The organism is Alitabrizicola rongguiensis (assembly GCF_021491355.1).
Classification (GTDB): Bacteria; Pseudomonadota; Alphaproteobacteria; order Rhodobacterales; family Rhodobacteraceae; genus Aliitabrizicola; species Aliitabrizicola rongguiensis.
The window spans coordinates 562,491-588,820 of record NZ_JAKENF010000003.1 but is presented as its reverse complement, the minus strand read 5'-3'; the positions used below and the strand labels follow the sequence as shown (position 1 = coordinate 588,820).

18 protein-coding genes and 1 tRNA gene are annotated in these 26,330 nt (G+C 64.9%); 10 read left to right on the top strand and 9 right to left on the bottom strand.

Annotated features, from left to right (window positions below; translation table 11 throughout):
- The gene (gene ypfJ, locus L0V05_RS14310) at window positions 1-858 is read left to right on the top strand and encodes a KPN_02809 family neutral zinc metallopeptidase (RefSeq protein ID WP_234871588.1); all 858 of its coding nucleotides are present in this window, start codon (window positions 1-3) and stop codon (window positions 856-858) included.
- Window positions 859-909: 51 nt separating this feature from the next.
- Window positions 910-993, top strand: a tRNA-Leu gene (locus tag L0V05_RS14305).
- 18 nt (window positions 994-1,011) lie between these two features.
- Here L0V05_RS14305 and L0V05_RS14300 read toward each other — a convergent pair.
- On the bottom strand, window positions 1,012-1,632 hold the full coding sequence (locus L0V05_RS14300) for an SOS response-associated peptidase (RefSeq protein WP_234871586.1): 621 nt from the start codon (window positions 1,630-1,632) through the stop codon (window positions 1,012-1,014).
- 771 nt (window positions 1,633-2,403) lie between these two features.
- Here L0V05_RS14300 and L0V05_RS14295 point away from each other — a divergent pair.
- The 3 genes from L0V05_RS14295 (at window position 2,404) to yghU (ending at window position 8,445) form a co-directional block, all read left to right on the top strand.
- Window positions 2,404-4,197 (top strand): Hint domain-containing protein, encoded by a 1,794-nt coding sequence (locus L0V05_RS14295; protein ID WP_234871584.1) that lies wholly within the window; start codon window positions 2,404-2,406, stop codon window positions 4,195-4,197.
- 142 nt (window positions 4,198-4,339) lie between these two features.
- Window positions 4,340-7,444, top strand: coding sequence for a Hint domain-containing protein (locus L0V05_RS14290; RefSeq protein WP_264757843.1), 3,105 nt, complete (start codon window positions 4,340-4,342; stop codon window positions 7,442-7,444).
- 125 nt (window positions 7,445-7,569) lie between these two features.
- Window positions 7,570-8,445, top strand: coding sequence for a glutathione-dependent disulfide-bond oxidoreductase (yghU, locus tag L0V05_RS14275; protein ID WP_234871583.1), 876 nt, complete (start codon window positions 7,570-7,572; stop codon window positions 8,443-8,445).
- Between the two features lie 43 nt (window positions 8,446-8,488).
- Here the strand turns inward: yghU and L0V05_RS14270 are convergent, their stop codons facing one another.
- Entirely contained in the window at window positions 8,489-10,009 is a 1,521-nt protein-coding gene (locus L0V05_RS14270) for a DUF1254 domain-containing protein (RefSeq protein ID WP_234871581.1), read from the bottom strand.
- A 145-nt stretch (window positions 10,010-10,154) separates the two neighbouring features.
- Here L0V05_RS14270 and L0V05_RS14265 point away from each other — a divergent pair, with 145 nt between their 5' ends.
- Window positions 10,155-11,219 (top strand): AraC family transcriptional regulator, encoded by a 1,065-nt coding sequence (locus L0V05_RS14265; RefSeq protein WP_234871579.1) that lies wholly within the window; start codon window positions 10,155-10,157, stop codon window positions 11,217-11,219.
- A gap of 76 nt (window positions 11,220-11,295) precedes the next feature.
- Here L0V05_RS14265 and L0V05_RS14260 read toward each other — a convergent pair whose 3' ends face one another.
- The gene (locus tag L0V05_RS14260) at window positions 11,296-13,722 is read right to left on the bottom strand and encodes a GcvT family protein (protein ID WP_234871578.1); all 2,427 of its coding nucleotides are present in this window, start codon (window positions 13,720-13,722) and stop codon (window positions 11,296-11,298) included.
- Window positions 13,723-13,952: 230 nt separating this feature from the next.
- Here L0V05_RS14260 and L0V05_RS14255 point away from each other — a divergent pair, with 230 nt between their 5' ends.
- The 4 genes from L0V05_RS14255 to L0V05_RS14240 all read left to right on the top strand — a co-directional run bounded on the left by L0V05_RS14255 (window position 13,953) and on the right by L0V05_RS14240 (window position 18,530).
- Window positions 13,953-15,503, top strand: coding sequence for an ArnT family glycosyltransferase (locus L0V05_RS14255; protein WP_234871576.1), 1,551 nt, complete (start codon window positions 13,953-13,955; stop codon window positions 15,501-15,503).
- 32 nt (window positions 15,504-15,535) lie between these two features.
- Window positions 15,536-16,594 carry a peptide chain release factor 1 gene (gene prfA / locus L0V05_RS14250; RefSeq protein WP_234871574.1) on the top strand — a complete coding sequence of 353 codons (1,059 nt, stop codon included), beginning with the start codon at window positions 15,536-15,538 and terminating at the stop codon, window positions 16,592-16,594.
- A gap of 8 nt (window positions 16,595-16,602) precedes the next feature.
- The gene (gene prmC, locus L0V05_RS14245) at window positions 16,603-17,433 is read left to right on the top strand and encodes a peptide chain release factor N(5)-glutamine methyltransferase (protein ID WP_234872200.1); all 831 of its coding nucleotides are present in this window, start codon (window positions 16,603-16,605) and stop codon (window positions 17,431-17,433) included.
- Window positions 17,434-17,690: 257 nt separating this feature from the next.
- On the top strand, window positions 17,691-18,530 hold the full coding sequence (locus tag L0V05_RS14240; RefSeq protein WP_234871572.1) for a DUF4167 domain-containing protein: 840 nt from the start codon (window positions 17,691-17,693) through the stop codon (window positions 18,528-18,530).
- 3 nt (window positions 18,531-18,533) lie between these two features.
- Here the strand turns inward: L0V05_RS14240 and rsmA are convergent, their stop codons facing one another.
- The 6 genes from rsmA to lptF form a co-directional block, all read right to left on the bottom strand.
- Window positions 18,534-19,379, bottom strand: a complete 846-nt coding sequence (gene rsmA, locus L0V05_RS14235; RefSeq protein WP_234871570.1) for a 16S rRNA (adenine(1518)-N(6)/adenine(1519)-N(6))-dimethyltransferase RsmA — start codon at window positions 19,377-19,379, stop codon at window positions 18,534-18,536.
- Between the two features lie 19 nt (window positions 19,380-19,398).
- On the bottom strand, window positions 19,399-20,436 hold the full coding sequence (pdxA, locus tag L0V05_RS14230) for a 4-hydroxythreonine-4-phosphate dehydrogenase PdxA (protein WP_234871569.1): 1,038 nt from the start codon (window positions 20,434-20,436) through the stop codon (window positions 19,399-19,401).
- Window positions 20,433-21,722 carry a peptidylprolyl isomerase gene (locus tag L0V05_RS14225; protein ID WP_234871567.1) on the bottom strand — a complete coding sequence of 430 codons (1,290 nt, stop codon included), beginning with the start codon at window positions 21,720-21,722 and terminating at the stop codon, window positions 20,433-20,435. The genes pdxA and L0V05_RS14225 overlap by 4 nt, the downstream gene beginning before the upstream one ends.
- A 108-nt stretch (window positions 21,723-21,830) precedes the next feature.
- Entirely contained in the window at window positions 21,831-23,975 is a 2,145-nt protein-coding gene (locus tag L0V05_RS14220) for an LPS-assembly protein LptD (protein WP_234871565.1), read from the bottom strand.
- The gene (lptG, locus tag L0V05_RS14215) at window positions 23,975-25,069 is read right to left on the bottom strand and encodes an LPS export ABC transporter permease LptG (RefSeq protein ID WP_234871563.1); all 1,095 of its coding nucleotides are present in this window, start codon (window positions 25,067-25,069) and stop codon (window positions 23,975-23,977) included. The genes L0V05_RS14220 and lptG overlap by 1 nt, the downstream gene beginning before the upstream one ends.
- Window positions 25,066-26,202 carry an LPS export ABC transporter permease LptF gene (gene lptF, locus L0V05_RS14210; protein ID WP_234871561.1) on the bottom strand — a complete coding sequence of 379 codons (1,137 nt, stop codon included), beginning with the start codon at window positions 26,200-26,202 and terminating at the stop codon, window positions 25,066-25,068. The genes lptG and lptF overlap by 4 nt, the downstream gene beginning before the upstream one ends.
- Between the last annotated feature and the right edge of the window lie 128 nt (window positions 26,203-26,330).

Sequence of the window (26,330 nt, the reverse complement as noted above, 5' to 3'; positions counted from 1 at the left end):
ATGGAGTGGCGGGGGCGGCGCGGCAGCGGCAATATCGAGGATCGGCGGCGCATGGGCGGCATGGGCCGCACGGCGGGTGTTGGCGGAATCGGCGCGGTCGCGCTGTTGCTGATCGGTCTTTTCTTCGGTTTCGATGTCTCCCCCTTCCTGCAGGATGGGGGCGGCGGCATGCTGGCCGACAATGCTCCGGGCGGCGAGCTGTCGGCACAGGACAAGGCGGCGGGCGAGTTCGTTTCGGTCACGCTCGCCGATACCGAGGACATCTGGAACAAGGTCTTCCGCGAGCAGCTGAACATGCAGTATCACGCGCCGACGTTGGTGCTGTTCAAGGGCTCGACCTCGTCTCCCTGCGGCGGGGCCAATGGCGCGACCGGTCCGTTCTACTGCCCGATCGACAAGAAGGTCTATCTCGACACGGCCTTCTTCACCACGCTTGACCGCGAACTTGGCGCGGGCGGCGATTTCGCCTCGGCCTATGTGGTGGCGCATGAGGTCGGTCACCATGTTCAGGACGAGCTTGGCATCCTCGACCAGACCACGGCCGTCCGCCAACAGGTCGGGGGCGAGCAGGCCAATGCCATCTCGGTCAGGGTCGAGCTTCAGGCCGATTGCTTTGCCGGGATCTGGGCACGGCAGGTGCAGGAGCAGTTCGGCACGATCGAGCGGGGCGACTATGAAGAGGCGATCAACGCGGCGAAGCAGATCGGCGATGACACCCTGCAACGCAATGCCGGGCGCTATCCGATGCCGGAATCCTTTACCCATGGAACATCGGAGCAGCGGATGCGCTGGTTCGCGACCGGCCTGCAAAGCGGCAACATCGCCGATTGCGATACGTTCTCGGTGAGCAACCCGTAAGGTGGGGTGCATTGACGAGCGCGGACGCCGCCGGTAAACGCAAGCGGCGTTGCCCGAGTGGCGGAATGGTAGACGCAGGGGATTCAAAATCCTCCGCCGCAAGGTATGCGAGTTCGAGTCTCGCCTCGGGCACCACAATCCACGGATCAGTGGTCACTCGATCAGCACGATGTCGTCGTCCGGCAGCGGGCGCTGGAGGCGTTGGGCCTCGGGCCATGCTGTGGTCATCCACAGGGTCCAGTCCGGCGGATCGACAAGGATCACCGGCATCGCCTTGGGGTGAATGGCGCCGACCGTGAGGTTCGGGGGGCAGGTCAGGAAGGCATAGAGGTCGTCGGTCGTCTCGCCATCCTTGAGCTTGCGCACAGAGGTCCATCCGGGAACGTGCAAACCGGCGAAGAAAGCGGGGCGATTGTCGCGCATGGTGAACCAGGCGTTGCCGCCGCGAGCTTGATCGGGTTCGGCAAAGGCGGTGACGGGGACAAGGCAGCGATGCGCGACGCCAAGCCAGCGTCGCCAATGCGGCGAGGCGGTGTTGCGCACGTTGGTCACGCCGCGGTCGGTCTTCTTGCCCTCAAGGAACTGCGGGGGCGTTGGCAGGCCCCATCGCGCCATGACCATCTCTTGCCCGTCGGTTCCGTTGCGCAGGATCGGCGCCTTCTGGTCGGGATAGATCTCGGGCAAGGGCGCAAGGTTGCCAAGGCGGTCGGGCACGTCGGGGAAAAGCTGACGCATCGCGTCCTGCGCCCGGGTCATCGAGTAGAGATTGCACATTGGAGCCCCTCCATAGGGATCCAGCTTAGGGGAGGCGGGACCGGGCTGTCACCCGCCTGTCCATCTGCGGACCGATCCCGGAATTCGCCGCAGGATCGCCACATTTGCCCCTCCGCGACCGACCGACTGCAACGAGGTGATTCGCCGCGGTTCGCAAGAAATGTTTCCGGATTGCGGATGATCTGGGCAAACCGTTCGGGATGGACGCAATCCGGAAACGGCGAGTGGCAGGGCAGGCCAGGAATTTCCAAAAGACATACTGTTCGCGGCCAGGAAATGAAGCCGACTGTCCTGCAGCGCCTGTTGACGGCGATCCCCTGCGGGTCAGGCGACAAAGTGTGGCGAAACAAGGCAATTCTGTGGCGTCCCGCCACAATTGGTCTCAGATCGGGTTTTCAGCCCCGCTCAGGACTGCGCATCAATATCCACCCTAGCGAGCATTATGCTGCTCAGCGGCCCGAATAGGTAGTGCGCCCAACAGACCGTGATCGGAGATTTGCTTCCGCACGCGGGTGCGTGGCGGTAAATTGATATGGCCCGCTGGGGGCAACTTGGCCGTGGGGGCGGCCTTGTAACGGTGGGGTGGTCTGACCACCAGAGCCGTGCTGCCGAGATCGACACCGAGCGCAGTTCTTTGCGCCCGGACCTGTTAGATTTTCCCGGTGGCATCGCACTCACCTGCAAGGACGAGCCAATCGCAGTCCGATCGGACCGGCCGCAACTGGCCATTCGTCGGATCGAAGGTTTGTCCCGCTTCGGCGGGAAAGGTGATTGCTGCCGGTTCCCATTCGGGACGGCACGGTAAGGGTCGGACGGATGACGGTGCAGAACGGACATGGATCGGGCGGAGACGATTGCGGCGCTGGCGGCTCGACCCCGGTCAAGAACGGCATCGTCGAGGGAACCAACAGCGCCGACCTGATCGACGTGAACTATACCGGCGATCCGCAGGGCGACAGGATCGACGCCAACGACTCCCTCAAAAACTTCAACGACACACCGTTCAGCTCGGACGTGCCGAGCACCTTTTATCCGCTGCCCGGACAGCCCGTTCTCGGCAACAATCGAGACGCGGTGATGGCCTATGGCGGCGACGACACCGTCAAGGCCGCCGAGGGCGACGATGTCGTCTATGGCGGCAGCGGCAACGACCAGGTCTATGGCGCGTCCGGCGCCGATGTTCTGGTCGGCGACGAAGGCTCGGATTCCCTCTTCGGCGGCGCCGACATGGACCGGCTCTTCGGTGGCAACCAGGACGATCTCCTGGACGGCGGCGATGCCCGCGACCGCCTGTTCGGCGGCAATGGTGCTGACAGCCTGTTCGGCGGCAACGGCAACGACGATCTCTATGGCGGCAATGACAAGGATCTGCTCGACGGCGGCACTGGCCAGGACCTGCTCGAAGGCGGCGAGGGCGAAGACACGCTCTTCGGTCAAGACGGCGACGACACGCTGAAGGGCGACAACGCCAAGGACCTGCTGTATGGCGGCGACGGCGATGACAGCCTCGACGGCGGCAGCGCCAACGACACCCTCGAAGGCGGGGCAGGGCAGGACGCTCTGACCGGCGGCATCGGCAATGACCTGATGGACGGCGGCTCGGGCGACGACACGCTCGACGGTGGCGGCGAGAACGACACGATGCTGGGCGGGTCGGGCAATGACCAGCTGAACGGTGGGTCGGGCAACGACCAGATGTATGGTCAGGAGGGGGACGACACTCTCACCGGCGGCGAAAACAACGACCTCATGTATGGCGGGGCCGACGCCGACACGTTCCTGGGCGAAAAGGGCGACAAGATCTATGGCGGCTCGGAGGGCAACGACCACGACCGCCTCGACATGAGCCTGACGCCCTATTTCCGCATCGTCGACAAGACCGTCGACAGCGACGGGAATGGCTTCGACGGCAAGGTCGAGATTCTCGATGACAAGGGCCATGTGACCGGGTCCTACACCTTCGAAAATATCGAATGTGTGCCGTGCTTTACACCCGGAACCCTGATCGCCACTCCGCGCGGAGAAGTCCCGGTCGAGGATCTGGCCGAGGGCGATCTGGTAATCACCCGGGACAACGGCCTGCAGCCCGTCCGGTGGGCAGGGCGGAGGATGCTGGATTACGCGACACTGACGCGCAACCACCATCTGCGGCCGATCCTGATCGAACGGGGCAGCCTGGGAAATGGCCTGCCCGAGCGAGACATGCTCGTCAGTCCGAACCACCGGATGCTGGTCGCGAACGAGCGCACCGCGCTCTATTTCGACGAGCATGAGGTGCTGGTCTCGGCCAAGCACCTTGTGAACCACCGCAGCGTCAAGCCGGTCCAGATGCTGGGCGTCGTCTACATGCACTTCATGTTCGACCGCCACGAGGTCGTCCTGGCCAACGGTGCATGGACGGAGAGTTTCCAACCTGGAGACTATTCGCTTAAAGGTGTCGGCAATTCTCAGCGGAACGAGATTTATGAACTCTTCCCCGAACTGAAGGAAAAGGCGCAGCTGGATCGCTACGTGACGGCCCGCAAGACCTTGAAACGGCACGAAGCTTCGCTGCTGTGGCGCTAGGGGGAAAGTGACTCAATAGTCACACATTCGGGGCAGCGTTCACGCAGTGCTCGTTTGTTTCCACATTTCTGCCTAATTCTGCCTGCAAAGCGCATGGGCGGGACTCCGTATCCCGCCTGGCATCTCGAGGCAGAGTTCGAACATGGCGACGGTTACCGGAACCTCCGGCAACGATTCCCTTACCGGGTCGGGCACTGCCGACACGATCTCTGGCCTTGGTGGCAACGATACCGTCAACGCCTTTGGTGGAAATGACCTCGTCTTTGGTGGCGCGGACAACGACTCCCTCTTTGGCGGGTCGGGCGTCGACACGATCTATGGCGACGATTCTCTCGACGCCCTGACCGGTAACGACTACATCGACGGCGGCTCCAGCGGCGACCTGATCTACGGCGGCCTGGGCAATGACACGCTCGTTGGCGGCACCGGCGCCGACTCGCTCTATGGCGGCGCGGGAACGGATACGGCCGACTACAGCGCTTCTGGTTCTGTCAATGTCAGTCTCGTCACCGGTTCGGGCACCAGCAGTGACGCCGCGGGCGACGTGCTGTCGGGCATCGAGAACCTGGTCGGCGGAACAGGCGGCGATACGCTGACCGGCGACGGCAACGCCAACTTGCTTGACGGAGGCTCCGGCAATGACTCGCTGACTGGCGGCGCCGGGGTCGACACGCTGATTGGCGGAGACGGCACGGACACGATCTTTGGCGGTGATGATGGCGACTCCATTTCCGGTGGGGCGGGCACCGACAGCATTTCCGGCGATGCCGGAAATGACACGATCGACGCCGGTGACAGCAATGACACTGTCTTCGGCGGGACAGGCAATGACAGCATCATCGGCGGGCTCGGCAACGACAACGTCCAGGGCAACGACGGCAACGACACGATCGATGCCGGCGCCGGCACGGACACAGTCTTTGGCGGCGTAGGCATCGATGTCGTCTATGGAGGGGATGATGCAGACTCGCTCAGTGGCGACGACGGGACTGACACGCTCCTTGGCGGCGCGGCAAACGATACGATCTATGGCGGCAACGACAACGACTCGGTGACCGGCGATGCCGGCACGGATTCGCTCTTCGGCGATGCCGGCAACGATACACTGGATGGTGGCACCGAGAACGACACGCTTTACGGCGGTGATGGCGATGACAGCCTGATTGGTGGCACCGGCAACGACTCAATCTATGGTGGCGCTGGCGGCGACACCCTGAACGGCGGAGCGGGTGCCGACCGGCTCGATGCCGGTTCGGGCATGGACTTTGCCGACTACAGTGCCTCTGCCTCGGGCGTGACTATCGTCCTGAATACGAGCGCGACGGGCGGCGATGCGACGGGCGACACTCTGAGCGGCGTCGATGGCATCATCGGCTCGAACTCTGCCGACAACCTGACGGGCTTCGACGATCAGGGCACGACCGGCGCCGACATCTATACCAACATCTTCTATGGCAATGCCGGCAACGACACGATGGATGGTCGCGCCGGCGACGACATCCTGTATGGCGGCGATGACAACGACTCGGTCATTGGTGCGGCTGGCAACGACAGCATCTACGGCGATGCCGGGAACGACACGCTCTACGGCGACGACACTGCCGGCACCGCGACGGGGAACGACTTCATCTCGGGCGGGGCAGGGACTGACGTACTCTACGCCGGGCTCGGCAACGACACGCTTGCGGGCGGAGCAGGGGCAGACTCCCTGTTTGGCGGTTCCGGCACCGATACAGCCGACTACAGCGCCTCGGCGGCAGTCAACGTCAGCCTTACCTCAGGTACGGGCATCGGCAACGACGCCGCCGGCGATACTCTTTCGGGCATCGAGAACCTGACCGGCGGCGCGGGAGCCGATACGCTGACCGGCGACGGCAACGCCAACCAGATCATCGGCAACGCCGGCAGCGATTTCATCTACGGCGCTGGTGGCAGCGACATTCTTTACGGCGACGACTCCGCCGGGACGCTGACCGGAGATGATTATATTGACGGCGGCAGCGGAACCGACCAGCTCTATGGCGGTCTCGGGAACGACACGCTGGCCGGCGGCAGCGGCGCGGACTCGCTTTATGGCGGAACGGGCTCCGACACGGCCGATTACAGCGCCTCGGCAGCGGTCAGTGTCAACCTGACAGCAGGCACCGCCGCCGGCAACGATGCCGCGGGCGATGTGCTGTCGGGCATCGAAAACCTGACCGGCGGCGCAGGCGTCGATACGCTGACCGGCGACGCAAATGCCAACGTGCTGATCGGCAATGCCGGTGGCGACTCGCTTTATGGCCTGGATGGCGCCGACACGATCTATGGCGACGATACGGCCGGAGCACTGGGCGGCAACGACTACATCGAGGCCGGTAGCGGCGCCGATGTCGTCTATGGCGGCCTGGGAAGCGACACGATCGTCGGGGGTGCTGGTGCTGACGCGCTTTATGGCGGCGCCAACCAGGACACCTATGTCATCAATGTCGGATCCGATGGCATCGGCGATACGATCGATGGCGGCGAAGCCGGGGTTGATGCCGACATTCTCGACCTGTCGGGCGCCGGGCCACTGAAGATCATCAGGGATACCGGCAACCCGGAAAATGGGGTGATCCAGTTCCTCGACCCGACTGATCGCCATGTCATCGGTACGCTCACCTTCACGAATATCGAGACGGTTGTGCCGTGTTTCACACCCGGCACGATGATCGAAACCGCGCAGGGTTCGGTCGCGGTCGAGGCGCTGAAGCCGGGCGACATGGTCTGGACGCGGGACCACGGCCTGCAGCCCTTGCGCTGGATCGGTGGCAAGACGTTGAACCGGGAACAGCTGGCCGAGCAGCCGGAACTTGCGCCTGTCCGTATCAAGGCGGGTGCGCTAGGCCGGGGCCAGCCGCTCCGCGACATGATGGTTTCGCCGCAGCACAGGGTCCTGATCGCCGGAAGCCGCGCGGAACTCCTGTTCGGCGAAGACGAACTGCTGGTGGCGGCCATCCACCTTGTCGGCCAGCCCGGCATCACCCGCGTCGAAGGCCGACCGGTGCGGTACGTACACCTGATGTTCGACCGTCACGAAATCGTCCTGTCCGACGGTCTGTGGACCGAGAGCTTCCAGCCCGGCGACCGGACCCTGGCAGGCATGGATGCAGGCCAGCGGGCCGAACTTGACGCCCTGTTTCCCGGCATCACGACGGGACGGCTGTTCCCCGCAGCCCGCCGCGCGCTGAAATCGCACGAGGTGAGAGTCCTGTTCGCGGCCTGACCGTCGCGGCAGCAACGAAACCATCGTTTTGCGCGGAGAAGCGCCGACCTGACTTGCCCCCGCCATCGGTCGGGTTAGGCTTTGACCGGTCCGCGGTCGATCCGCCTCCCGCAGAGAGTTTCTGAATGAAAGACCAAACCGATTACGTGCCGCCGAAGGTCTGGACCTGGACCGAACCGAATGGCGGCGAATTCGCCAGCATCAACCGCCCGACCGCCGGCGCCACGCATGAAAAGGTGCTTCCTGTCGGCCGCCACCCGCTACAGCTTTACTCGCGGGGCACTCCCAACGGAGTGAAGGTGACGATCCTGCTCGAAGAGCTTCTGGCCATCGGCAAGACCGGCGCCGAATATGACGCCTGGATCATCGACATCAACACCGGCGAGCAGTTCGGCAGCGGCTTCGTCGAGATCAACCCGAACTCGAAGATCCCGGCGCTGATGGACCATTCCGTCACGCCGCCGCTACGGGTGTTCGAATCCGGGGCGATCCTGCTTTACCTCGCCGAGAAGTTCGACGCCTTCCTGCCGAAGGATCATGCGGGCCGCACCGAGAGCCTCAACTGGTTGTTCTGGCAGATGGGCGCCGCGCCGTATCTCGGCGGCGGCTTTGGCCATTTCTACGCTTATGCGCCGATGAAGAACCGCTACGCCATCGATCGCTTCGCGATGGAGGTGAAGCGGCAGTTGGACGTGCTTGACCGGCAGCTTGCATCCCGACCCTACATCGCAGGCGCGGAGTATACGATCGCCGACATCGCCATCTGGTCGTGGTATGGGCAACTCGCACTTGGCCGACAGTACGACGCGGGCGAGTTCCTGGATGTCGAAAGCTATGTCCATGTGCAGGACTGGGCGAAGCGCATCGACGCGCGCCCGGCCGTTAGCCGTGGCCGTATGGTCAACCGCGCCACCGGCAACCCGGCCTTCCAGTTGCGCGAACGGCATGACGCCTCGGACTTCGACCTGCACACGGCCGACAAGTTGGCCCCCGCACCGTGATATGCCAGCGCCCCGCCCGGACATCCGGGCGGGGCGCGACCTCTTATTCGACCAGCGTGATGTCGCCCGGCTTCCAGCTCTTGTCGAACCAGGGCTCCAGCGGACCGTAAAGGCGCAGCACAGTGTTCCAGCCCTTGCCGGGCATGGTCTGCACCCAGTTAGATTCGTGACCTGCGGGTGCTTTCGGCCCGAACCAGACCGTGGCCGATCCGTCGGCATTGAGCTTCAGCTTCGGATCGGTGCTGTCCACGCCTGCGAGCTTCTGATCGGTTTCGAGCAGCGAGCGGGTAATGTTGTCATAGACCACGAAGGACCAGAACTGCTTGGCCGGAACCGGCGCGGGCAGGGTGACCTTGTAGGTCTTGCCGCCGTCAAGCGGGTCGCCCTTGGCATCCCGCGTCGAGATCGCATAGGCCGATCCCGATCCGGGCTTGGAGTAGGCCATCGCCGGGGTGATGCCCGTCGCGTAATAGAAGAACATGGTCCGCGCATCCAGAAGCCGCTCGGCGCCGTTCAGGAACTCGTAGCTGCCGCCGAGGAAACCCGTAAACCATTGCCGGTCGGGATAGAATTTCACCGCCTGGTCGCGGTTGTCAAAGACGATGGTGCGTCCCGTTGCGTTGCCCACGGCTACTGCGTCGGTCAGGATTGCCTTCATGCGTGCGTCAGGCGCAAACGGCTGGCCCTTGCGGATGCCGATCGAGGCATAGAGGCCCACGGTGTCGGGGTCGACGAAATCGGCCGGTTCCTTCTGCACTACCTCGTTCAACTCCTCATAGAAGTGGAAGTCGTTGGCGCTGATGGTGTTGAACTGCTTGCCCGAGGTATTCACCCAGTCGGTTGCGGGCGGCTCGCCTGCCTCGGTCGTGGCGTTGAGCGGATACATCTTCGCCCCGGCCTTCACCCCTTTCACCGCCCCCGCAATGTCGCCGTCCTTCACGAAGGCGCGGTAGAACACCAGAAGCGTGTTGGTCGCGGGCCGAGATTCGAAATATCCTGTGGATGGCAGGCTTCCCTTCCAGCCCGGGGGCACGAACAGGTATTTCCCGCCCTTGCCCGCATCTGGTCCGGTCAGGCCGACGTCGGTGACCCAACGGAAATCGGCATCGTCTACCGGCCCGAGGACACCGGTCGGCACCTCCATCACCATCGGTCCGTCCGACAGGTCCAGGCAGCCGAAGACGTAGACCGTGGTCGTGTTGGGCGTCAGGAACAACGTGCGGGCATCCATCAGGTCCTCGGTAATGCCGAAAGCCCGGTTCGCCTTGACCCCCACGCTGTCCAGCCCGTTGCACAGTCCCCGGACCGAGGTTGCCGACATGCCCCGGAGGAAAGCCTGCACCCCGCGCATGAAATCGAGATTGTCATAGACCAGCTTTGCAGTGTCGCCGGTTGGCGTACCGTACTTGAAGGTCAGCGTGCCGATGCGGGTTTCCACCTTGTCTGGCGTGGTGATCTTTTCGGGCACGTCGGCCGCAAACTTGGGCGGTTCGGCGGCCGATGGCAGGGCGAGGCAAGAGAGCAAGGCCGCCACACCAAGCTTTCTGAGGGTCAGGCTGGACATGATTTCCGTTTCCTTCTGAAAAAACTGAAGAGCCGTCCGGAGGACGACAAGATGCTGCGCCGCCCGTCACCGGGGTCATCGACCGCAAGGCACCGGACAGGAACCCGGATTGACTCTAGCCGAGGGCAAGCCCTAGCGTTTACGAATGTTGGACAACGGCCTTCGTCCCGGAGATTTCGGGAATGCCCCACAGCGTCTGGCGGCTTTGGTTGGCCTGCCGCACCTTGTCGCGGAATTCGGGGTGCCGTTCGACGATGTACTGCGCGGCTTTCCGGTTGCTGCTTCCACGTTCGAAAGCGACGAGAACCGCATCCCTTACGGACTGTTCTGCCAGATCATGGACCGTGCGGCGGAACTGACCGGCTGTCCGCATATCGGGTTGCTCTTGGGGAGCCGCTTCGATCACCGCTGCATGGGGTTGGCCGGACGCTGGATGGCGAATGCGCCGACGCTCGAAGCGGCGCTGACCGGCTTCATCGCGCTCCAGTCCAGCGCGACACGCGGGGCAACCGCCTACCTGCATCGCACCGGAGAAGACTATATCCTGGGCTACGGAGCCTTCGACCGCTCGGCGCTTGGCTATGTGCAGAACTATGCGACGGTCATGCCCGTCGCGTTCAACCTGATCCGCGAGCTGACCGGCGGGAAGGCCACGATCGTTGAGGTCCTGTTCTCGTTCCGCAAGCCATCCGACATCCGGCCCTACCGCGATTTTTTCGGTGTGCCGGTCCTTTTCGACCAGCCCCAGACCGGAGTTGTCTTCACCAAGGCCAGTCTTGCGCTTCCCATACCCGGAGCCAACCTGCTCGATTTTGCCGAGATGCAAAGGCGCGCGGAGGCCCTTCTCCCGCCGGGTCAATCACCTTGGTCCGACCGGACGAGGCGCATGCTGCGCAGCGCCCTGCTGCGTGGGGAAACGCAGGGTCCTGAAATTGCCGCAGCGCTCGGGGTCCACCCGCGGGCGCTCCGGCGCAGCCTTGCGTCCGAGAGAACGACCTTCCGGGACCTGCTCGCCGAGGTCCGTTTCGGTGCCGCGCAGGAGCTCTTGGCAGTGACCGACCTGAGCGCGGGCGAGATTGCCGCAGCCCTCTGCTATGCCAACCAGCCCGCGTTCAATCAGGCCTTCCGGACCTGGAGCGGAATGACGCCACGGGAGTGGCGGCAGGACTGGAAGGGGCGCCAGCTGCAAGGCCCCCGGCCATCGTCCTGACGGCCGGGGCAGACCGTTACCTTCTGGACCCGCGCTCCAGGAGCGGATTCGTCGCCGCAAGCCCGGGGGCCGCGGATCAGCCGCGCATCCTTGCCCCGTCGGCATCGAACAGCGACTCGGTCACAACTACCGCCGGGCGGCGCTCGCCAAGGATCTCGATCTCGCATTTCGTCCCGGCAACCGCGCGATCGGCGGGCAGGAAGCCCATGGCGACCGACTTGCCGGTGGTGTGCGAGAAACCGCCGCTCGTGCAGAACCCGACCACCGCGCCGTCAAGCCAGATCGGCTCCCAGGCCACGACATCGGCATCCTTCGCATCGACAATGAAGCAGCAGAGCTTGCGCTTCGGGCCGGCGGCCTTCTCGGCGGTCGCGGCGGCCTTGCCGATCCAGTCGGCCTCCTTGTTCCAGCGGATGAAGCGATCGAGGCCGGTCTCGCAGGGGGTGTAGTCGGGTGAGAATTCGCGGCCCCAGCTGCCGAACCACTTGTCGAGGCGCAGCGACATCATCGCCCGCATCGCGAACGGCCGGATCCCGAGGTCTTGCCCGGCGTTCCACAACGTGTGCCACAGGTGGCGCTGGCTCATGTGGTCGGTGAAGATCTCGTAGCCGAGGTCGGCGGTATAGCTCACGCGCTGGACGATGCAGTTGGCCATGCCGACCGTCATCTTCTTCACGTCCATGAACTTGAACGCCTCGGCCGAGACATCCGAGCGGGTGACGCGGGACAGCAACTCGCGCGCCTTCGGGCCGGCGATCTGGAAGCCGGTGCGGGTGTCGGAGATGTTCTCGACCAGCACGTCCGGTCCCATGTTCTGCTCGAACCAGCGTGAATGCCAGCCTTGCGCGCCATAGCTCGCCGTCAGCTGGAACTCGGTCTCGGACAGGCAGGAAACGGTGAAGTCCCCGAAGATCTTGCCGGAATGGGCGAGCATCGGGGTCAGGCTGAGGCGGCCCGGCTTCGGGATCGATCCGGCCATGATCCGGTCCAGCCAGGCGCGGGCGCCCTTGCCGGTCACGCGGTACTTACCGAAGTTCTGCACCTCGTTGATGCCGACGCCGTTGCGGACGGCCAGCACCTCCTGCTTCGTCGCCTCCCAGGCGTTCGAGCGCTTGAAGGTCGGGGTTTCATAGCGCGGCTCGCCGGGCAGGGCGTGATAGTTGACCACCTCGAGCCCGTATTGCTGACCCCAGACCGCGTTCATGTTGTCGAAGATGTCGTACATCGCCGTGGTGCGGAACGGGCGCGCCGCCGGGCGCTCCTCGTTCGGATAGCTGACCGAGAAGCGCATCTGGTAGTTCTCGATCACCTTCGGCACGGTGTAGCCCGGCGAGGTCCAGTTGCCGAAGCGCGCCACATCGAAGCCGCGCGGGTCGCGCTCGACCTCGCCCTCGATCATCCACTGGGCAAGCGCCAGTCCCATGCCGCCGCCCTGGCTGAATCCCGCCATGACCGCACAGGCCGACCAGTAGTTGCGCAGGCCCGGCACAGGCCCGATCAGCGGGTTGCCGTCGGGGGCGAAGGTGAAGGGCCCGTGGATCACCCGCTTGACGCCGGTGCGCTCCAAGACCGGGAAGCGGCGATAGGCGAAGTTGACCGAGTCCTCGATCTTGTCGAACTGCTCGTTCAGCAATTCATGGCCGAAATCCCACGGCGTCTGGTCCACCGACCACGGCTCGCAGGGTTTCTCGTAGAAGCCGATGCACAGGCCTCGCCCTTCCTGCCGCAGATAGCTTTCGCCGCCCGGGTCCATGACATGGGGGAATTCGCGGCCCGATTTCAGGATATCCATGATCTCGGGGATGTCGTCGGTGACGAGGTACTGGTGCGCCATTGGCAGAAGCGGCAGGTAGACGCCCGCCATCGCGCCGATCTCGCGCGCCCAGAGGCCGCCCGCGTTCACCACATGCTCGGCGATGATCGTGCCCTTTTCGGTCACCACCTCCCACGAGCCATCGGGGCGAGGGTTGGTTTCGAGGACGCGGTTGTGCAGCACGATCTCGGCCCCGCCCAGGCGCGCCGCCTTGGCATAGGCATGCGTGGTGCCCGAGGGGTCGAGATGGCCGTCGAGCGGGTCGTAAAGGCCCCCAATGATCCCGTCGAGATTGACCATGCCGTCGGTCAACTTGGCGATTTCCTCGGGCGTGACGATTTCGGTGTCGAGGCCCATGTAGCGGTGCTTGGCGCGTTCGGCCTTCAGCATCTCGAACCGCGCCATGTTGTCGGCCAGCGTCACGCCGCCGACATGGTGCAACCCGCAGGACATGCCGGTGATCGCCTCGAGTTCCTTGTAGAGGCGGATCGTGTAGCCCTGCAGCGCTGCCATGTTGGTGTCGCCGTTCAGGGTGTGGAAGCCGCCCGCCGCATGCCAGGTCGAGCCCGAGGTCAGTTCCGACCGCTCGACCAGCATCACGTCTTTCCAACCAAGCTTGGTCAGATGGTAGAGTACCGAGCAGCCGACGACGCCGCCCCCGATCACGAGCACGCGGGTATGGGTCTTCATCCTGATCTCCCTGGTCCTGTGGACGATCCTGCCTGCCGCGGGTCGCGAAATCAGACCGGTGGCGGCTGTTTTCCGCATGAATACATCTGTCGCAGCCTCGGTTCATCCCGTCCGCGACAAAATGCGTCGCTTTTGGTTTGCCTGCGGCAAGACTCCGCCATGTGACCAGATGGCCTGTGGACATCCGCCGAAAACAGGTAAGTGTGGCGGAAAAAGGCAAGGAACACGGCATGAGACTTTGGGGGGGCGCGCTGCTGGCGGCATTTGCCGCTGTTCTGGTCGTGCAGATCGTGCTGCGCCCTGCCTTGCCTATCGACGAAACGCGCTACCTCGCCGTCGCCTGGGAAATGCACCTGTCCGGCGACATGTTCCACCTGACACGCGACTTCGAGTCTTACAGTCACAAGCCGCCGCTGCTGTTCTGGCTCATCAACCTTGTCTGGCTGGGAACTGGCGTCTCGGAAATTGCCGCCCGCCTGGTCGGACCGGCTTTCGCGGTGGTGTCGGTTTTCCTGACTGGCCAGCTGGCGCGGCGGTTCTGGCCCCAGGACGAGACCATCGCGCTGCGGTCGATGGCGATCCTTGTCGGTTTCACGCTTTTCTCCCTCTACGGTGGCGCGCTGATGTTCGACGCGCTGCTGACGGTCTTCGTGTTGCTCGGCCTGCTTGTCCTGTGGCGGATCGGGCAGGGCGCCCGCGGCTGGCGCCCCTGGCTTTGGCTGGGTTTGGTGCTGGCGTTTGGCACGCTTGCGAAGGGACCGGTCATCCTGCTGCACCTCCTTCCCGCATTGCTTGCGATCCGTCTGTGGGCCAGCGATCCGCCGGACTGGCGCGAAATCGGCCGGGGCGGCGGCGTGGCCCTGCTTGTGGCTCTGGCTCTGGTGCTGGTCTGGCTGGTGCCCGCGCTGCTTGGCGGGGATGCGGCCTTCCGCAAGGAACTTCTTGTCACTCAGTCGGTCGCGCGTGTGAGCGGAGAGCTCGGCCATGGCCGCCCGATCTGGTTCCTGATCGCGCTCCTGCCGCTGATCCTGTTTCCCTGGGGCTGGTCATGGCGCCTCTGGCAGGCGGTTCCAGCTGCGGTCAAGGGCGACGGGGCAGGGCGACTGGTTGCGATCTGGGCGGTATCGGCGCTGGTCCTGTTCTCGATCGTTGGCGGCAAGCAGGTCCATTACCTTCTGCCAGAGCTTCCAGCGATGGCGCTGCTTTTTGCCCGCGCCTCGACCGGGCAGGACCGACGCGGCGGATCGCTGGCCTTTGTCCTTCCCGTGCTGCTTGCGATCGTCCTTGGACTTGCGGCGGGAGGCCTGATCCGCGACCGCAACCTCGCGGATCTGACCCCGGTCTGGGCCGTGGTGCTGGTGGCGCTTCTCTGCCTGGGCCTTGCCGTCGCGAGCCTGCGGCTGCCGCTCTTGCGCGGCCATCTTGCCCTCGGTCTCGGCCTTGCCCTGACCCTCCATCTTCTCACGGCACTGACCCTCGCCGGCCGCAGCCAGGACACCGTGGCGATCGGGCAGGCGCTGGCGGCGCGCCAATCTGCCGGCATCGCCTTCTTCGGCATGCCCTACAACGCCGAATTCAACTTCGCCGGTCGCCTGACCGCCCCGGTGGAGGTACCGATGGATCATCAGGCCCTGACGGACTGGGCCAAGGCGCATCCCGATGGGTTGGTCGTAGGGCCGACGGAGCGATCCGGCATCGCCGTCGCCCCCGACACGACATGGCGCTTCCGCAGCCGCGAGTTCGGCGGCTGGAGCGGGGCAACCCTGACGGCCGGGCCTTGACCGGCCCGGACCCATAGGCCAAACCCGGCGCCATGCTGCCAGAAGAGACGCTCGACCAGATCACCCGCCGCTTCGAGTTTCTCGAGGCAAAGCTCGCCGAAGGCGGGACGGCCCCGGCCGAGATCGCGACCCTAAGTCGCGAATACTCGGAGCTGAAGCCCGTGGTGGCCGAGATCGCGGCCTATCGGACCGCCCGCAACGACCTGACCGAGGCCGAGGCGATGCTGGCCGACCCCGAAATGAAGTCGCTGGCCGAGGAAGAAATCCCGCGCCTCAAGGCGCGCATCCCCGAGATGGAACAGGCCCTGCGTCTGGCCCTTCTGCCCAAGGATGCCGCCGACGCCCGCCCAGCCATCCTTGAAATTCGCCCCGGCACCGGTGGCGAGGAAGCAGCACTTTTTGCCGCTGACCTCCTCCGCATGTACCAGCGCTATGCCGAGGCGCAAGGCTGGCGGTTCGAGATCCTCTCCGAACAGGAAAGCGACCTCGGCGGCATCCGCGAGGTGACGGCCCATGTGCAGGGCGAGGGGGTCTTTGCCCGGCTGAAATACGAATCCGGCGTCCACCGCGTGCAGCGTGTCCCCGAGACCGAGGCAGGCGGGCGCATCCACACCTCTGCCGCGACGGTGGCCGTCCTGCCCGAGGCAGAGGACGTAGATATCGACATCCCCGCCTCGGACATCCGCATCGACACGATGCGCTCGTCGGGCGCGGGCGGGCAGCATGTGAACACCACCGACTCCGCCGTGCGCATCACCCATATCCCGAGCGGGATCGTCGTGACCTCGTCACAGAAGTCGCAGCACCAGAACCGCGCCATCGCCATGCAGGTGCTGCGCGCCCGGCTTTACGAAATGGAACGCGAGCGACTGGCCAGCGAACGCGCCGCCGATCGCAAGTCGCAGGTCGGCTCGGGCGACCGCAGCGAGCGCATCCGCACATACAACTTCCCGCAAGGCCGGATGACCGACCACCGCATCAACCTGACGCTCTACGCCCTGCCGCAGATCATGGCGGGCGACCTGACCGAGGTGATCGATGCACTCACCGCGCATGATCAGGCGGCCAAGCTTGCCGAGATGGAGCAATGACATCGCCGCTGACCGGGGCGGAAGCCCTGCGCGCGTCGATCCCGCGGTTGCAGGCGGAGGGGATCGCGGATGCCCCCCGCGATGCCCGCCTGCTTCTGGCCCATGCGGCGGGCATTGCGCCTGATCGCCTGAGCCTGCACCTGTCCGACCCTCTGTCGCCCGAGGCCGCCGCGCGCTTTGCGGCGGCGATCGACCAGCGCCTTGCCCGCCGCCCTGTCAGCCAGATCACCGGCCAGCGCCTGTTCTGGGGGCGAAGCTTCCGCGTCACCTCCGACACGCTCGACCCCCGTCCCGAAACAGAGACGCTGATCGCGACCGCGCTGGAAGAGCCGTTCGAACGCATCCTCGACCTCGGCACCGGCACAGGGGCGATCCTGCTGTCGCTTCTGGCCGAGCGGCCGGAGGCGACGGGGCTGGCGGTGGACCTGTCGCCCGCCGCCCTCGACGTGGCGCAAGACAATGCCCGGCGGCTGGACCTTTCCGGGCGCAGCGAGTTCCGCGTCTCCGACTGGTTCACGGCGGTCGATGGCACGTTCGACCTGATCGTCTCGAACCCGCCCTATATCGCCGCCGCGGAAATGCCCGCCCTTGCACCCGAGGTTCGCGACTGGGAGCCGCATCTAGCGCTCACGCCCGGAGGGGATGGTCTGGACGCCTATCGCGCCATTGCGGCCGAGGCACCACTGCATCTGCGGCCCGGCGGCCGGATTCTGGTCGAGATCGGGCCAACCCAGGGCGAAGCGGTCGCTGCCCTGTTTTCGGCTGCCGGGCTGGCATCGGTCGCCATCCTGCCCGACATGGATGGCCGCCCCCGAGTCGTCCGGGGCCGCACACTTTGAGCGCAGATGCAGAATATCGGCCACATTCACGCGAAAAACCCGCTTTTTCCTTGTGGAAAAGCCAGTTTCCCCTTGTGAATCCGCCTGACGCGTGCTTATCCCATCACACGGGATGTGTCTGCGCCTGACAACGGGCCAGCGGAACATGTCCCTCTCGTTAGCCGAACAACTCGTCCACGGGGCTCCGCATCGGGGGTGAGACGCGCCACAGGCGCAGGCTGTCGGGCAAGGCCACACTGGCTGGAACAACGGAAAACATGAGATCATCGAAATCACGTTCGCGCTCGAAGTCGAACCGGCCCCGGTCGATCGGCAACATCATCAACCGCGTCTTCGACAGCAACGGCCCCGAAGGCAAGGTGCGCGGAACCCCGCAGCAGATCATCGAAAAGTACCAGATCCTCGCCCGCGACGCCCAGCTGTCGAATGACCGCGTTGCCGCCGAGAACTTCATGCAGCATGCCGAGCATTACACCCGGCTCCTGGCAGAAGCGCAGCGCGAACTCGCCGCCGAACAGGAGGCCCGCCAGCAACAGGGCGGCCACAACCAGCAAGGCGGCAACGGACAGGGCGGGAACGGTCAGGGCGGCAATCGCGAGCGGAACTGGCAGAACGACCGCAACGACACTCGCGGCGAAACCCGCTACGATCCGGTCGCCGACGAGCAACCCGATATGGAACCCGCGCCGCGCATTGGCGGCATGATGGATTTCATCGAGGATCTCGGCGAAAGCAGCCTTGTCGAAACCCCCGAGACCCGCAGCCGCGAGCATCAGCAGCGTCAGGATCGGTCGGATCGCCCGGAGCAGCGCGACCGGCAGGACCCGCGTGAACGCGGCCCCCGGAACGACCAGCCCCGCAACGACCAGCAAGGCCGGAGCGATCGCAACGACCGCCGCCCGCCGCGGCACGAGCAGCAGCGGACGGAGCAGCCTCGCGCCGAAGCCGTGAGCGCGCCCGCCCCCGAGCCGGCCGCTGTCGAGGTGGTAGCCGAAGCGCCTGCCGCCCCGGTGGCTGAAAAGCCGCCCGCGGCCCGCAAGCCGCGCGCCCCGCGCAAGCCCAAGGCCGAAAGCGGTCCCGCCGAAGCGGCGGAATGATTCTCAGCCCTTGCCTGCAACCAGCCGGGCGAGGGCGCAGAACTTCTCAAGCGAGATCTCTTCCGCGCGCGCGGTCGGCTCGATGCCGGCGGCGCGCAACTTGTCTTCCAGGTCGGGGGCCAGGCCCCTCAGGCTTGACCGCAGCATCTTGCGCCGCTGGTTGAAGGCCATGGCCGTGACCCGGGACAGCACGCCTGCCTCCGCCGGATAGCGCGGCTCGGGCAGGGCGGTCAGATGCACCACCGCCGAATGCACCTTGGGCGCCGGAACGAAAGCTTCGGGCGGCAAGGTCAGCACGATCCTTGGATCGGTCCGCCATTGGGCGAGGAGCGCCAGCCGCCCATAGGCGCCGCTGCCGGGCTTGGCGACGATGCGCTCTGCCACCTCTTTCTGGAACATCAGCGTCAGGCTTCGCCAGAAGGGCGGCCAGACGGGCGGCGACAGCCAGCGGATCAGAAGCTCGGTCCCGACGTTGTAGGGCAGGTTCGCCACCACCCGGATCGGCGCGGTCAGGCGGGCCGCTGCATCCACCTCCAGCGCATCGCCGTTCACCACCTCGAGCCGACCGGGATAGATCGCCGCGATCTCCTCCAGCGCCGGGATGCAGCGCGCATCCTTCTCCACCGCCAGCACATGCCGCGCGCCCTCGGCCAAGAGCCCGCGCGTCAGACCGCCGGGGCCGGGGCCCACCTCCAGCACGTCACAGGCTGACAGATCGCCCGCCATCCGCGCGATCTTGGCGGTCAGGTTCAGGTCGAGCAGGAAGTTCTGGCCAAGCTGTTTCTTCGCCACCAGCCCATGCGTCGCGATGACCTCGCGCAGGGGTGGAAGACCGTCAATCGCTGCCAAAACCTAACCCTTCTTCTGTTCACAAATATCCTGCGGGGGTGTGGGGGTGCAAAACCCCCACGTCCGCAGTCGCCCCACGCGCCGCCGCCATAGCTTGCGCCATCTTCAGCGCCGCGATCAGGCTCGACGGATCGGCCACGCCTTTCCCGGCGATGTCGAAGGCCGTGCCATGATCCGGCGAGGTGCGGATGAAGGGCAGTCCGAGCGTCAGGTTCACCCCCCCGGCGAAATCGATGGTCTTGATCGGGATCAGCGCCTGGTCGTGATAGGCGCAGATTGCCGCATCATAGCGCGCCCGCGCCGCCGGGTGGAACATCGTGTCGGCGGGCAGGGGGCCGAGCAGCGCCATCCCTTCGCCGCGCAAGCGGTCGAGAAGCGGGATCATCCAGTCGATCTCTTCCCGCCCCATGGCCCCGCCCTCGCCGGCGTGAGGGTTCAGGCCCGCAACCGCAATGCGGGGAACGGCGATCCCGAAATCGCGGATGAGGCCGTCGCGGGTGATGCGGATCGTCTCTTCCAGCAAGTCGGGCGTGAGGGCGCGCGGCACCTCGGACAGGGGAATGTGGATGGTCGCCGGCACGACCCGCAGCCCGGCGCAGGCGAGCATCATCACCACCCGGCCGACACCGGCCAGCGCCGCCAGATACTCGGTGTGGCCGGGGAAAGCGAAACCCGCGCCATCCTTCAGCGCCTTCTTGTGAATGGGCGCAGTGCAAAGCGCCGAGGCCTGTCCAGCCTGCACGAGCGCCACCCCGCGCGCGATCGCAGCAACGACACCGGCGGCCAGTGCAGGGGTGGGCTGACCGGGCAGGGGTGCCGGCCCCAATTCGAGCGGAAGAACTGGCAGGCAGTCCGCCGCCACATGCAGGGCCTCGGCGGGATCGGACAGGGCCTGCCAGCGCGTGCCCTGCGGCAGATGGCGCGGATCGCCGATCCAGAAGAAGGGAACTTCCGCGCCCAGTATCGCCCGCGCCTTGACGGCGATCTCCGGTCCGATGCCGGCGGGTTCGCCGCAGCTCAGCGCGACGGGCGGATGCGGGGTGAAACCGCCGGTCACGGTTCGCGGATGATGGCGGCAGCCTTCAGCTGCTGCATGTATTGCTCGCTTAGCTCCGAAAGCCGCTGGTTTGTCAGCGACATGCGCATCGCATCGCGCTGCTTGGCGATCTGCTCCTCGCGGGTCGGGGTCGGCTTCGGTTCCTTCGGACCCGGCGCATCTGCGTCGGGTGCTTCCTGAACGTCGCCAAGCCCTTCGGCCGAAGTCTCGTCCACCGGCGCCATTGTACGACCGCAGAGCATCAGGAACACGCGGCTTCCCCCGCGGCGTAGCGAGAATGAAGTCTCGAACGTATCCAGTCGCGCAAGCTCCAGCCCAACGTCACGCGGCACTGCTCCCGCGGGTTGAACCGTGCGGATCACCTGTTGTGCCGGCAGCTTGCTGGTCAGGCGGACCACATCGGTGCAGGTATCGGCCTTGGCCATAAGGGTCGAGGCCCAGCTCTGGCCTTCCGGTCCGTCGGGCAGGATGACCTCGACGTAATCGACGTCGATCGCGACCTGCGGCTTCTCCGCGGTCGGCTGCAGGGCCCGCAGCAGGAAGATGGCGTAGGCATTGGGGATCGGCAGCGGATCGGAGACCTGACCGGGGGCCAATCCCAGGACCATCTGCCGCAGCGCCGGCGGCAGCTTGCCGACATCAAGCCAGTCGATCTGTCCGCCTGCCTGCGCCGAGGACGAGGCCGAGTACTGCCGCGCTGCCGCGGCGAAATCGGCTTCGCCCCGGATCGAGGAGCGGAGTTCCTCGACCTGGGCCAAGGCATCGGCTTCCTGGCCGGGCGGCGCGGGAACGATGAGTTCGGACAACAGAACGCGCGCGCTTCCCCGCAGGGCCGTATCCGAGAGGGCGCGATCGACCTCGGCATCGGTGATGCGCACGGTGCCGCCAAAACGCTGGCGGATCACGCCACGCCAGGCAACGCCGGCCCGAACGAAATCGCGATAGGTCTCAGGGGCGACCCCCTTCTGACCAATCGCCTCCACGAACTGCTGAAGCGTCACGTTGCTGCGCCCGGCAAATTCCTGCATCCCGCGTGTCACTTCGACTTCATTTGGAAGCGTGCCCGCCGTCTTGGCCGCCTGAAGCCGCAGCTTGTCCTCGATCAGGCCGGTCATGGCCTGCTCCTCGACATCGCCCGGGAAATTCAGCGCGTTGAGGAACAGGATGCGCTGGTCAAGCTCAAACTGCGAGATAACGCTGTCGTTGACGAACATCGCAGGCGCGAACGGTCCGTCAGCCGCATTGGCCAAGGAAGAGGCCGCCACCAGGAAAAGTCCCGCGAGCATTTTCATAATCGGGCGCATGTCCAGTCCGTCTGCTCCGTCTGCTCATCCCCGGGCGGTATGTCCCGGCCCTTGTTATCTCGTCCCGGGCGCATTCTGCACCCCTGACCCTTACCCCCGGCATTGCCGGGCTGGTCCGGGGGCAGCTCCACCACCGAAACCCAGAAGCTGTACCTTCAGGCCGAACTCGGTCGTCGGGTCCAGACTTGTTGAATCCGAATACCAGCGTGAAACCGAAAGGTCCACCAGCATGCATTCGTTGCGATACACGAAGCCGAGGTTCGCGTCCGAGGTGCGACCCTCGATGAAATCGTGGCGGATGCCGAGGACACTCGTCCAGTTGTCATTCAATTTCCAAGAACTGTTGAAGCTGATTTCCGAAACGTCGTCCGGCCGGTCGGCTTCGGGATCGGAAATCCCCCAGTAATAGCCGGTTTCCAGGCCAATCTTGTTGTTGCCCCAGTTCATGCGGAACTCGCCCATATTGGCGTCAAACTCGTCATCGAGCAGCACGCGCTGCGTCAGGGTCAGCCCCTCCCACGAGGCCACCCGCATGGCGAGAAGCCAGTTCGACCAAGTCCCGTCGAGACCCGAGGAGGGGGTAAACTGCTCAAGATCGTCGGCCCGGACCACGCGGCCGAAGGCCAGCTCGACCTCGGAACCATCCTGACCGTAGCGTGTCCAGTCCAGACCCATTGCCCCCCGCGTCCCCAGTTCGATCTTGTCGGTGCCGGGAAAGCGGTCGAGCGAGAGCAGGTTGCCCTCGTCCAGTTCGACGACGAGGCTGTCATTGTCAGGCACGGTTGGCAGGCTGCTCTTCGACACGAGGAAGTTGGCCACCGGCTGAAGGATCTGCGTGCCACCCCAGGAGTCGGACTTGACCATCGGGTAGCGCAGTTCCGTGCCAAAGACGCCATAGGCCCGCTCGATCGCACTCGGATAGGCCGGATCCTGGCCGACGAAGGTCACATCGCCTAGCACGCGGCCGGTTGCAGCCGCCACAAGCCCGCCTGCCAGGATCCAGTCCCGCCGCCAGTCGAGCCGCACCAGCCCGCGCGCGGTATCCTGTCCGTCGGAGTTGCCGTCCCCGTTCGAATCCGTGGTCGAACTTGACGTCGTCATGCTGCCGGTGGCTTCATACCGAAGGGTCGCTATCCCTCCGATCATTGGCGGGGCGAAACGCTGGTCATAGATCGCGCGGACAAGCGTCGATGGCTGCGTATCGTTGGTATCCTCGTCGCGGATCGATTCCAGATGGGTCAGGCCGGCAAAGATGTAGCGGTCGCGCTTGACCCGCTCGACCTGGATGAAGCTGTCGAGCCGGTCCTGCGACGAAATCCCGTAGTCCTGAAGATAGGAGTTGTCGCTGGCCATCTGCAGGCCGAAGGACAGGTAGAAGCTGTCGGGCAGACGGAAGTTGCCCTTGGCAAACAGATAACCACGGGTGCCGGGGTCGATCTGATCACGCGATACCGCGCCTTCGGCCTCGAAATAGCCGTTCCAGAAGGCCTGCCGATAGCGCAGGCCCAGGGTCTGCGCATCTTTCGAGCTGATGTACGGGGTGATGGTCAGGTCGCGGTTTTCCCCGATCGGCACGAAGTACGGCGCCATGATGCCGAAGCCGAGTTGACTCGTGCTGCGGATGCTGGGCAGAAGCCACCCCCGCGCCCGTTCAAGCGTCGGATCGGGCATCCGCAGGCGCGGCACATAGGCCACTGGAACGCCGAACATCCGCAAGTTGGCGTCCTCGAAATAGATCTGCCGGGTCTCCTTGTCATGGACGACCCGACTGGCGCGGATCTCCCAGAGCGGCGTCTGGCTACCCTCGCAGATCTGGCAGGAGGAGGCGACCGTGCGGCCAAGTTCCGTGTACCGACCGCCGGCGCGCATCACGTAGTTCGAGGCAAGCTGCAACTGCTGCTTCAGCACCAGCCGAGCCCCAGTCAGGATACCGTCCGTCAGCGACGACGAAAGCTCCCCCTGATCGGCGACGATGCGTGTACCGGTCGCGTCGGTCAGTACGATGGGCCCCTCGATCTTGAGTTGATCGGTCTTCTGGTCGAAGGTCACGCGGGTTGCCTTGAGGCGCATTCCCTTTTGCAGCACCTCTACATTGCCGGCAGCCACCAGCACGCTGTCGGCCTGGATCTCGATCTGATCCGCAACCAGCGTGGCCAGATCGGCCGGAGCCTCCTGGGCCTTGGCGGGGATAGCCAGCCCGACGAGAAGGATGAGGGATAGCAGGTGCCGCCGCATCAGCCGTCCTCGACGTGCAGAAGAAGCCCGAGAGCCGCCAGAATGGTGGCGACAGGCGGAACCCACGCAGCAGCGATAATCGGGATTTGCCCTGACTCTCCCAATACTTGCGCAAAATTTCTAAGGAAGAACATCGCAAAGCCGGTCAGCACGGCCAACAACACCATGATGTCGGTCCTGCCGAACCTTGTGTGCCGCATGGTGAAGCCAGCGGCAAGCAGGACCATGCCGGCCATCAGGAAGGGCATCGCCAGTTCCGTCTGCAGCCAGACGCGATGCGTGCGCGCCGAGAAGCCCGCCTGATCCAGGCTCGTGATGAAGGCGGGCAGGTTCCAGATCGAGATGCTGGAGGGCGCGCCAAAGCTGTTGCGAATGCGTTCGACCGTGAGGCTGGACGGCATACGCTCCTTGGGCTGTTCGATCGCAGTCGCCTCGGGGTTCTCGGCGGTCAGGTCCCATCTCTTGACCCCGTCAAGCGACCAGGCCCCCGGCTCCAACCGGGCGCTGGCCGCCTCGACGCGCGACAGCGGGGTGCCGGTGTCGTCGGATGCGATGAATGTCACATCGAAAAGCTCGGTCGCATCGCCGTTGGCCCGCGTCGCGCGGATCACCGTCTGCACGCCATCGCCCCCCTGACGCAGCCAGAGCCCTTCGGAACTGACCGACAGCACGCTGTAGCTTCCCGACGAGAATTCGGCCGTAAGCTCGGCCGATCGCTTTTCGGTCGCGGCAACAAGCGGGTTCAGGACGGCAATCGAGAAAAGCCCGATCAGGAACGCCATTAGGACCGGAGCGACCAGCATGCGCAGACCCGACCGGCCAACCGCCCGTATGACCACAAGCTCGCTCGACCGCGCCAGCGCGAGAAACAGCATCATCGCCGACAGGATCATGATCAGCGGCAGGATGCGATAGACGCTTTCGGGCACATCCAACGCGGCAAGACCAACGATCTGACCGAATCCCACAGACGTTCCGGCAAGCTTTCTCACCCGCTCGACCATGCTGATCAGCATCATCAACATCGAGAAGATGCCGAGAACCATCAGATAGGCGTAAAGAAAACGCCGGGCGAGGTAGCGGCTGAGCGTCATGCCTCTCCTCCCGCCAGCAGTTGTCCCTTTGCCCGTATCCGGCGGGGCAGGGCCGCGAACCACAAAAGCCCGAGTCCGATCAGGATGCCCAGCAGCGGCGCCGCATAGGTCAGCGGCCAGTTCGAGGGATCCTGAAGCGCGGCCTTGGTTGTCACGTTGTCGATCAGTTGCACGACGATCAGCAGGAAGATCGCCCCCAATACCTGCCGCCAGAGACCGAAGCGGCTGAACGCGCCGACAAGCAAGGCCGAAAAACCGATGAGCGGCCCGGCCAGACCCATGAAGGGACTGGCGATGCGGTTATGCGCCTCTTGCAGCAGCGCCGCCTCGGTCGTCCCCATCCGCTCGGCCAGCCCCGGGGGCGGGAAAAGAAGCGTCAGTGTCGAGGTCTCGTCCGGACCGGCCTGGATCGGCCCCGCCGACTGAAGGAAAGACGACAGGTCGTAGGTCAGGTCTGCAAAACGGGTGACCGCCAGCCGCGAGGTCTTCTGTTCCAGCGTCTGGGCCATGCCATCGAACATGATGAGCTTCGGTCCGGTTTCGCTGCGCACGATCAGCGCGCGATGTGCGGTGTAGGTGATGCGCTGGCGCGGATCCCGGGCATCCGACAGGAACACCTGCAGAAGTTCGCCTGTCGGTGCGATCTGGCGGATGTAGATGGTGATGCCGTCGACCGGATGGACGAAGGACCCCTCGCGCAGCAGACGCGAGCTTACATTGGCCTGGATTTCGGCTGTGCGCGTCTGCAGGGTCAGGCGGCTGGCGGGCACGATGACATTCATCAAGATCGCCATCAGCAGCGTGACGATCAGGCCGAAATAGACGATCGGTCGTGCCAGCCGGAACGGGGAGAAGCCGGTCGCCTGCATGACGACAAGCTCGCTTTCGCGGGTCAGCCGATTGGCGGCATAGACCGCCGCCGCAAAAGCCGAAACCGGCAGCACAAGCCGGATGACGTTCGGCAGGGTCAGTGCAGTGAATTCAAGGAAGACGAGCGCCGATTGACCATCGCCGATCAGCTGGTCGAACAGGCTGACGGCGCGGTTCACCCAATAGACGGCCACAAGCACAAGGGAAAAGAACCCGAACAGCGCCATGAATTGCGACAGCAGATATCTGTCGAATCTCGACACGCCCGATGCTCTCCCTCGTTTCATTCTTGTTTCGGGCGAAACTAGTGGAAAACCGCGGCAGGGAAAACTGCTATCTGGTCATTGCCGGGGGCGCGGGCTAGGCTCCGCCTATGCCGGAACGGGGCAAT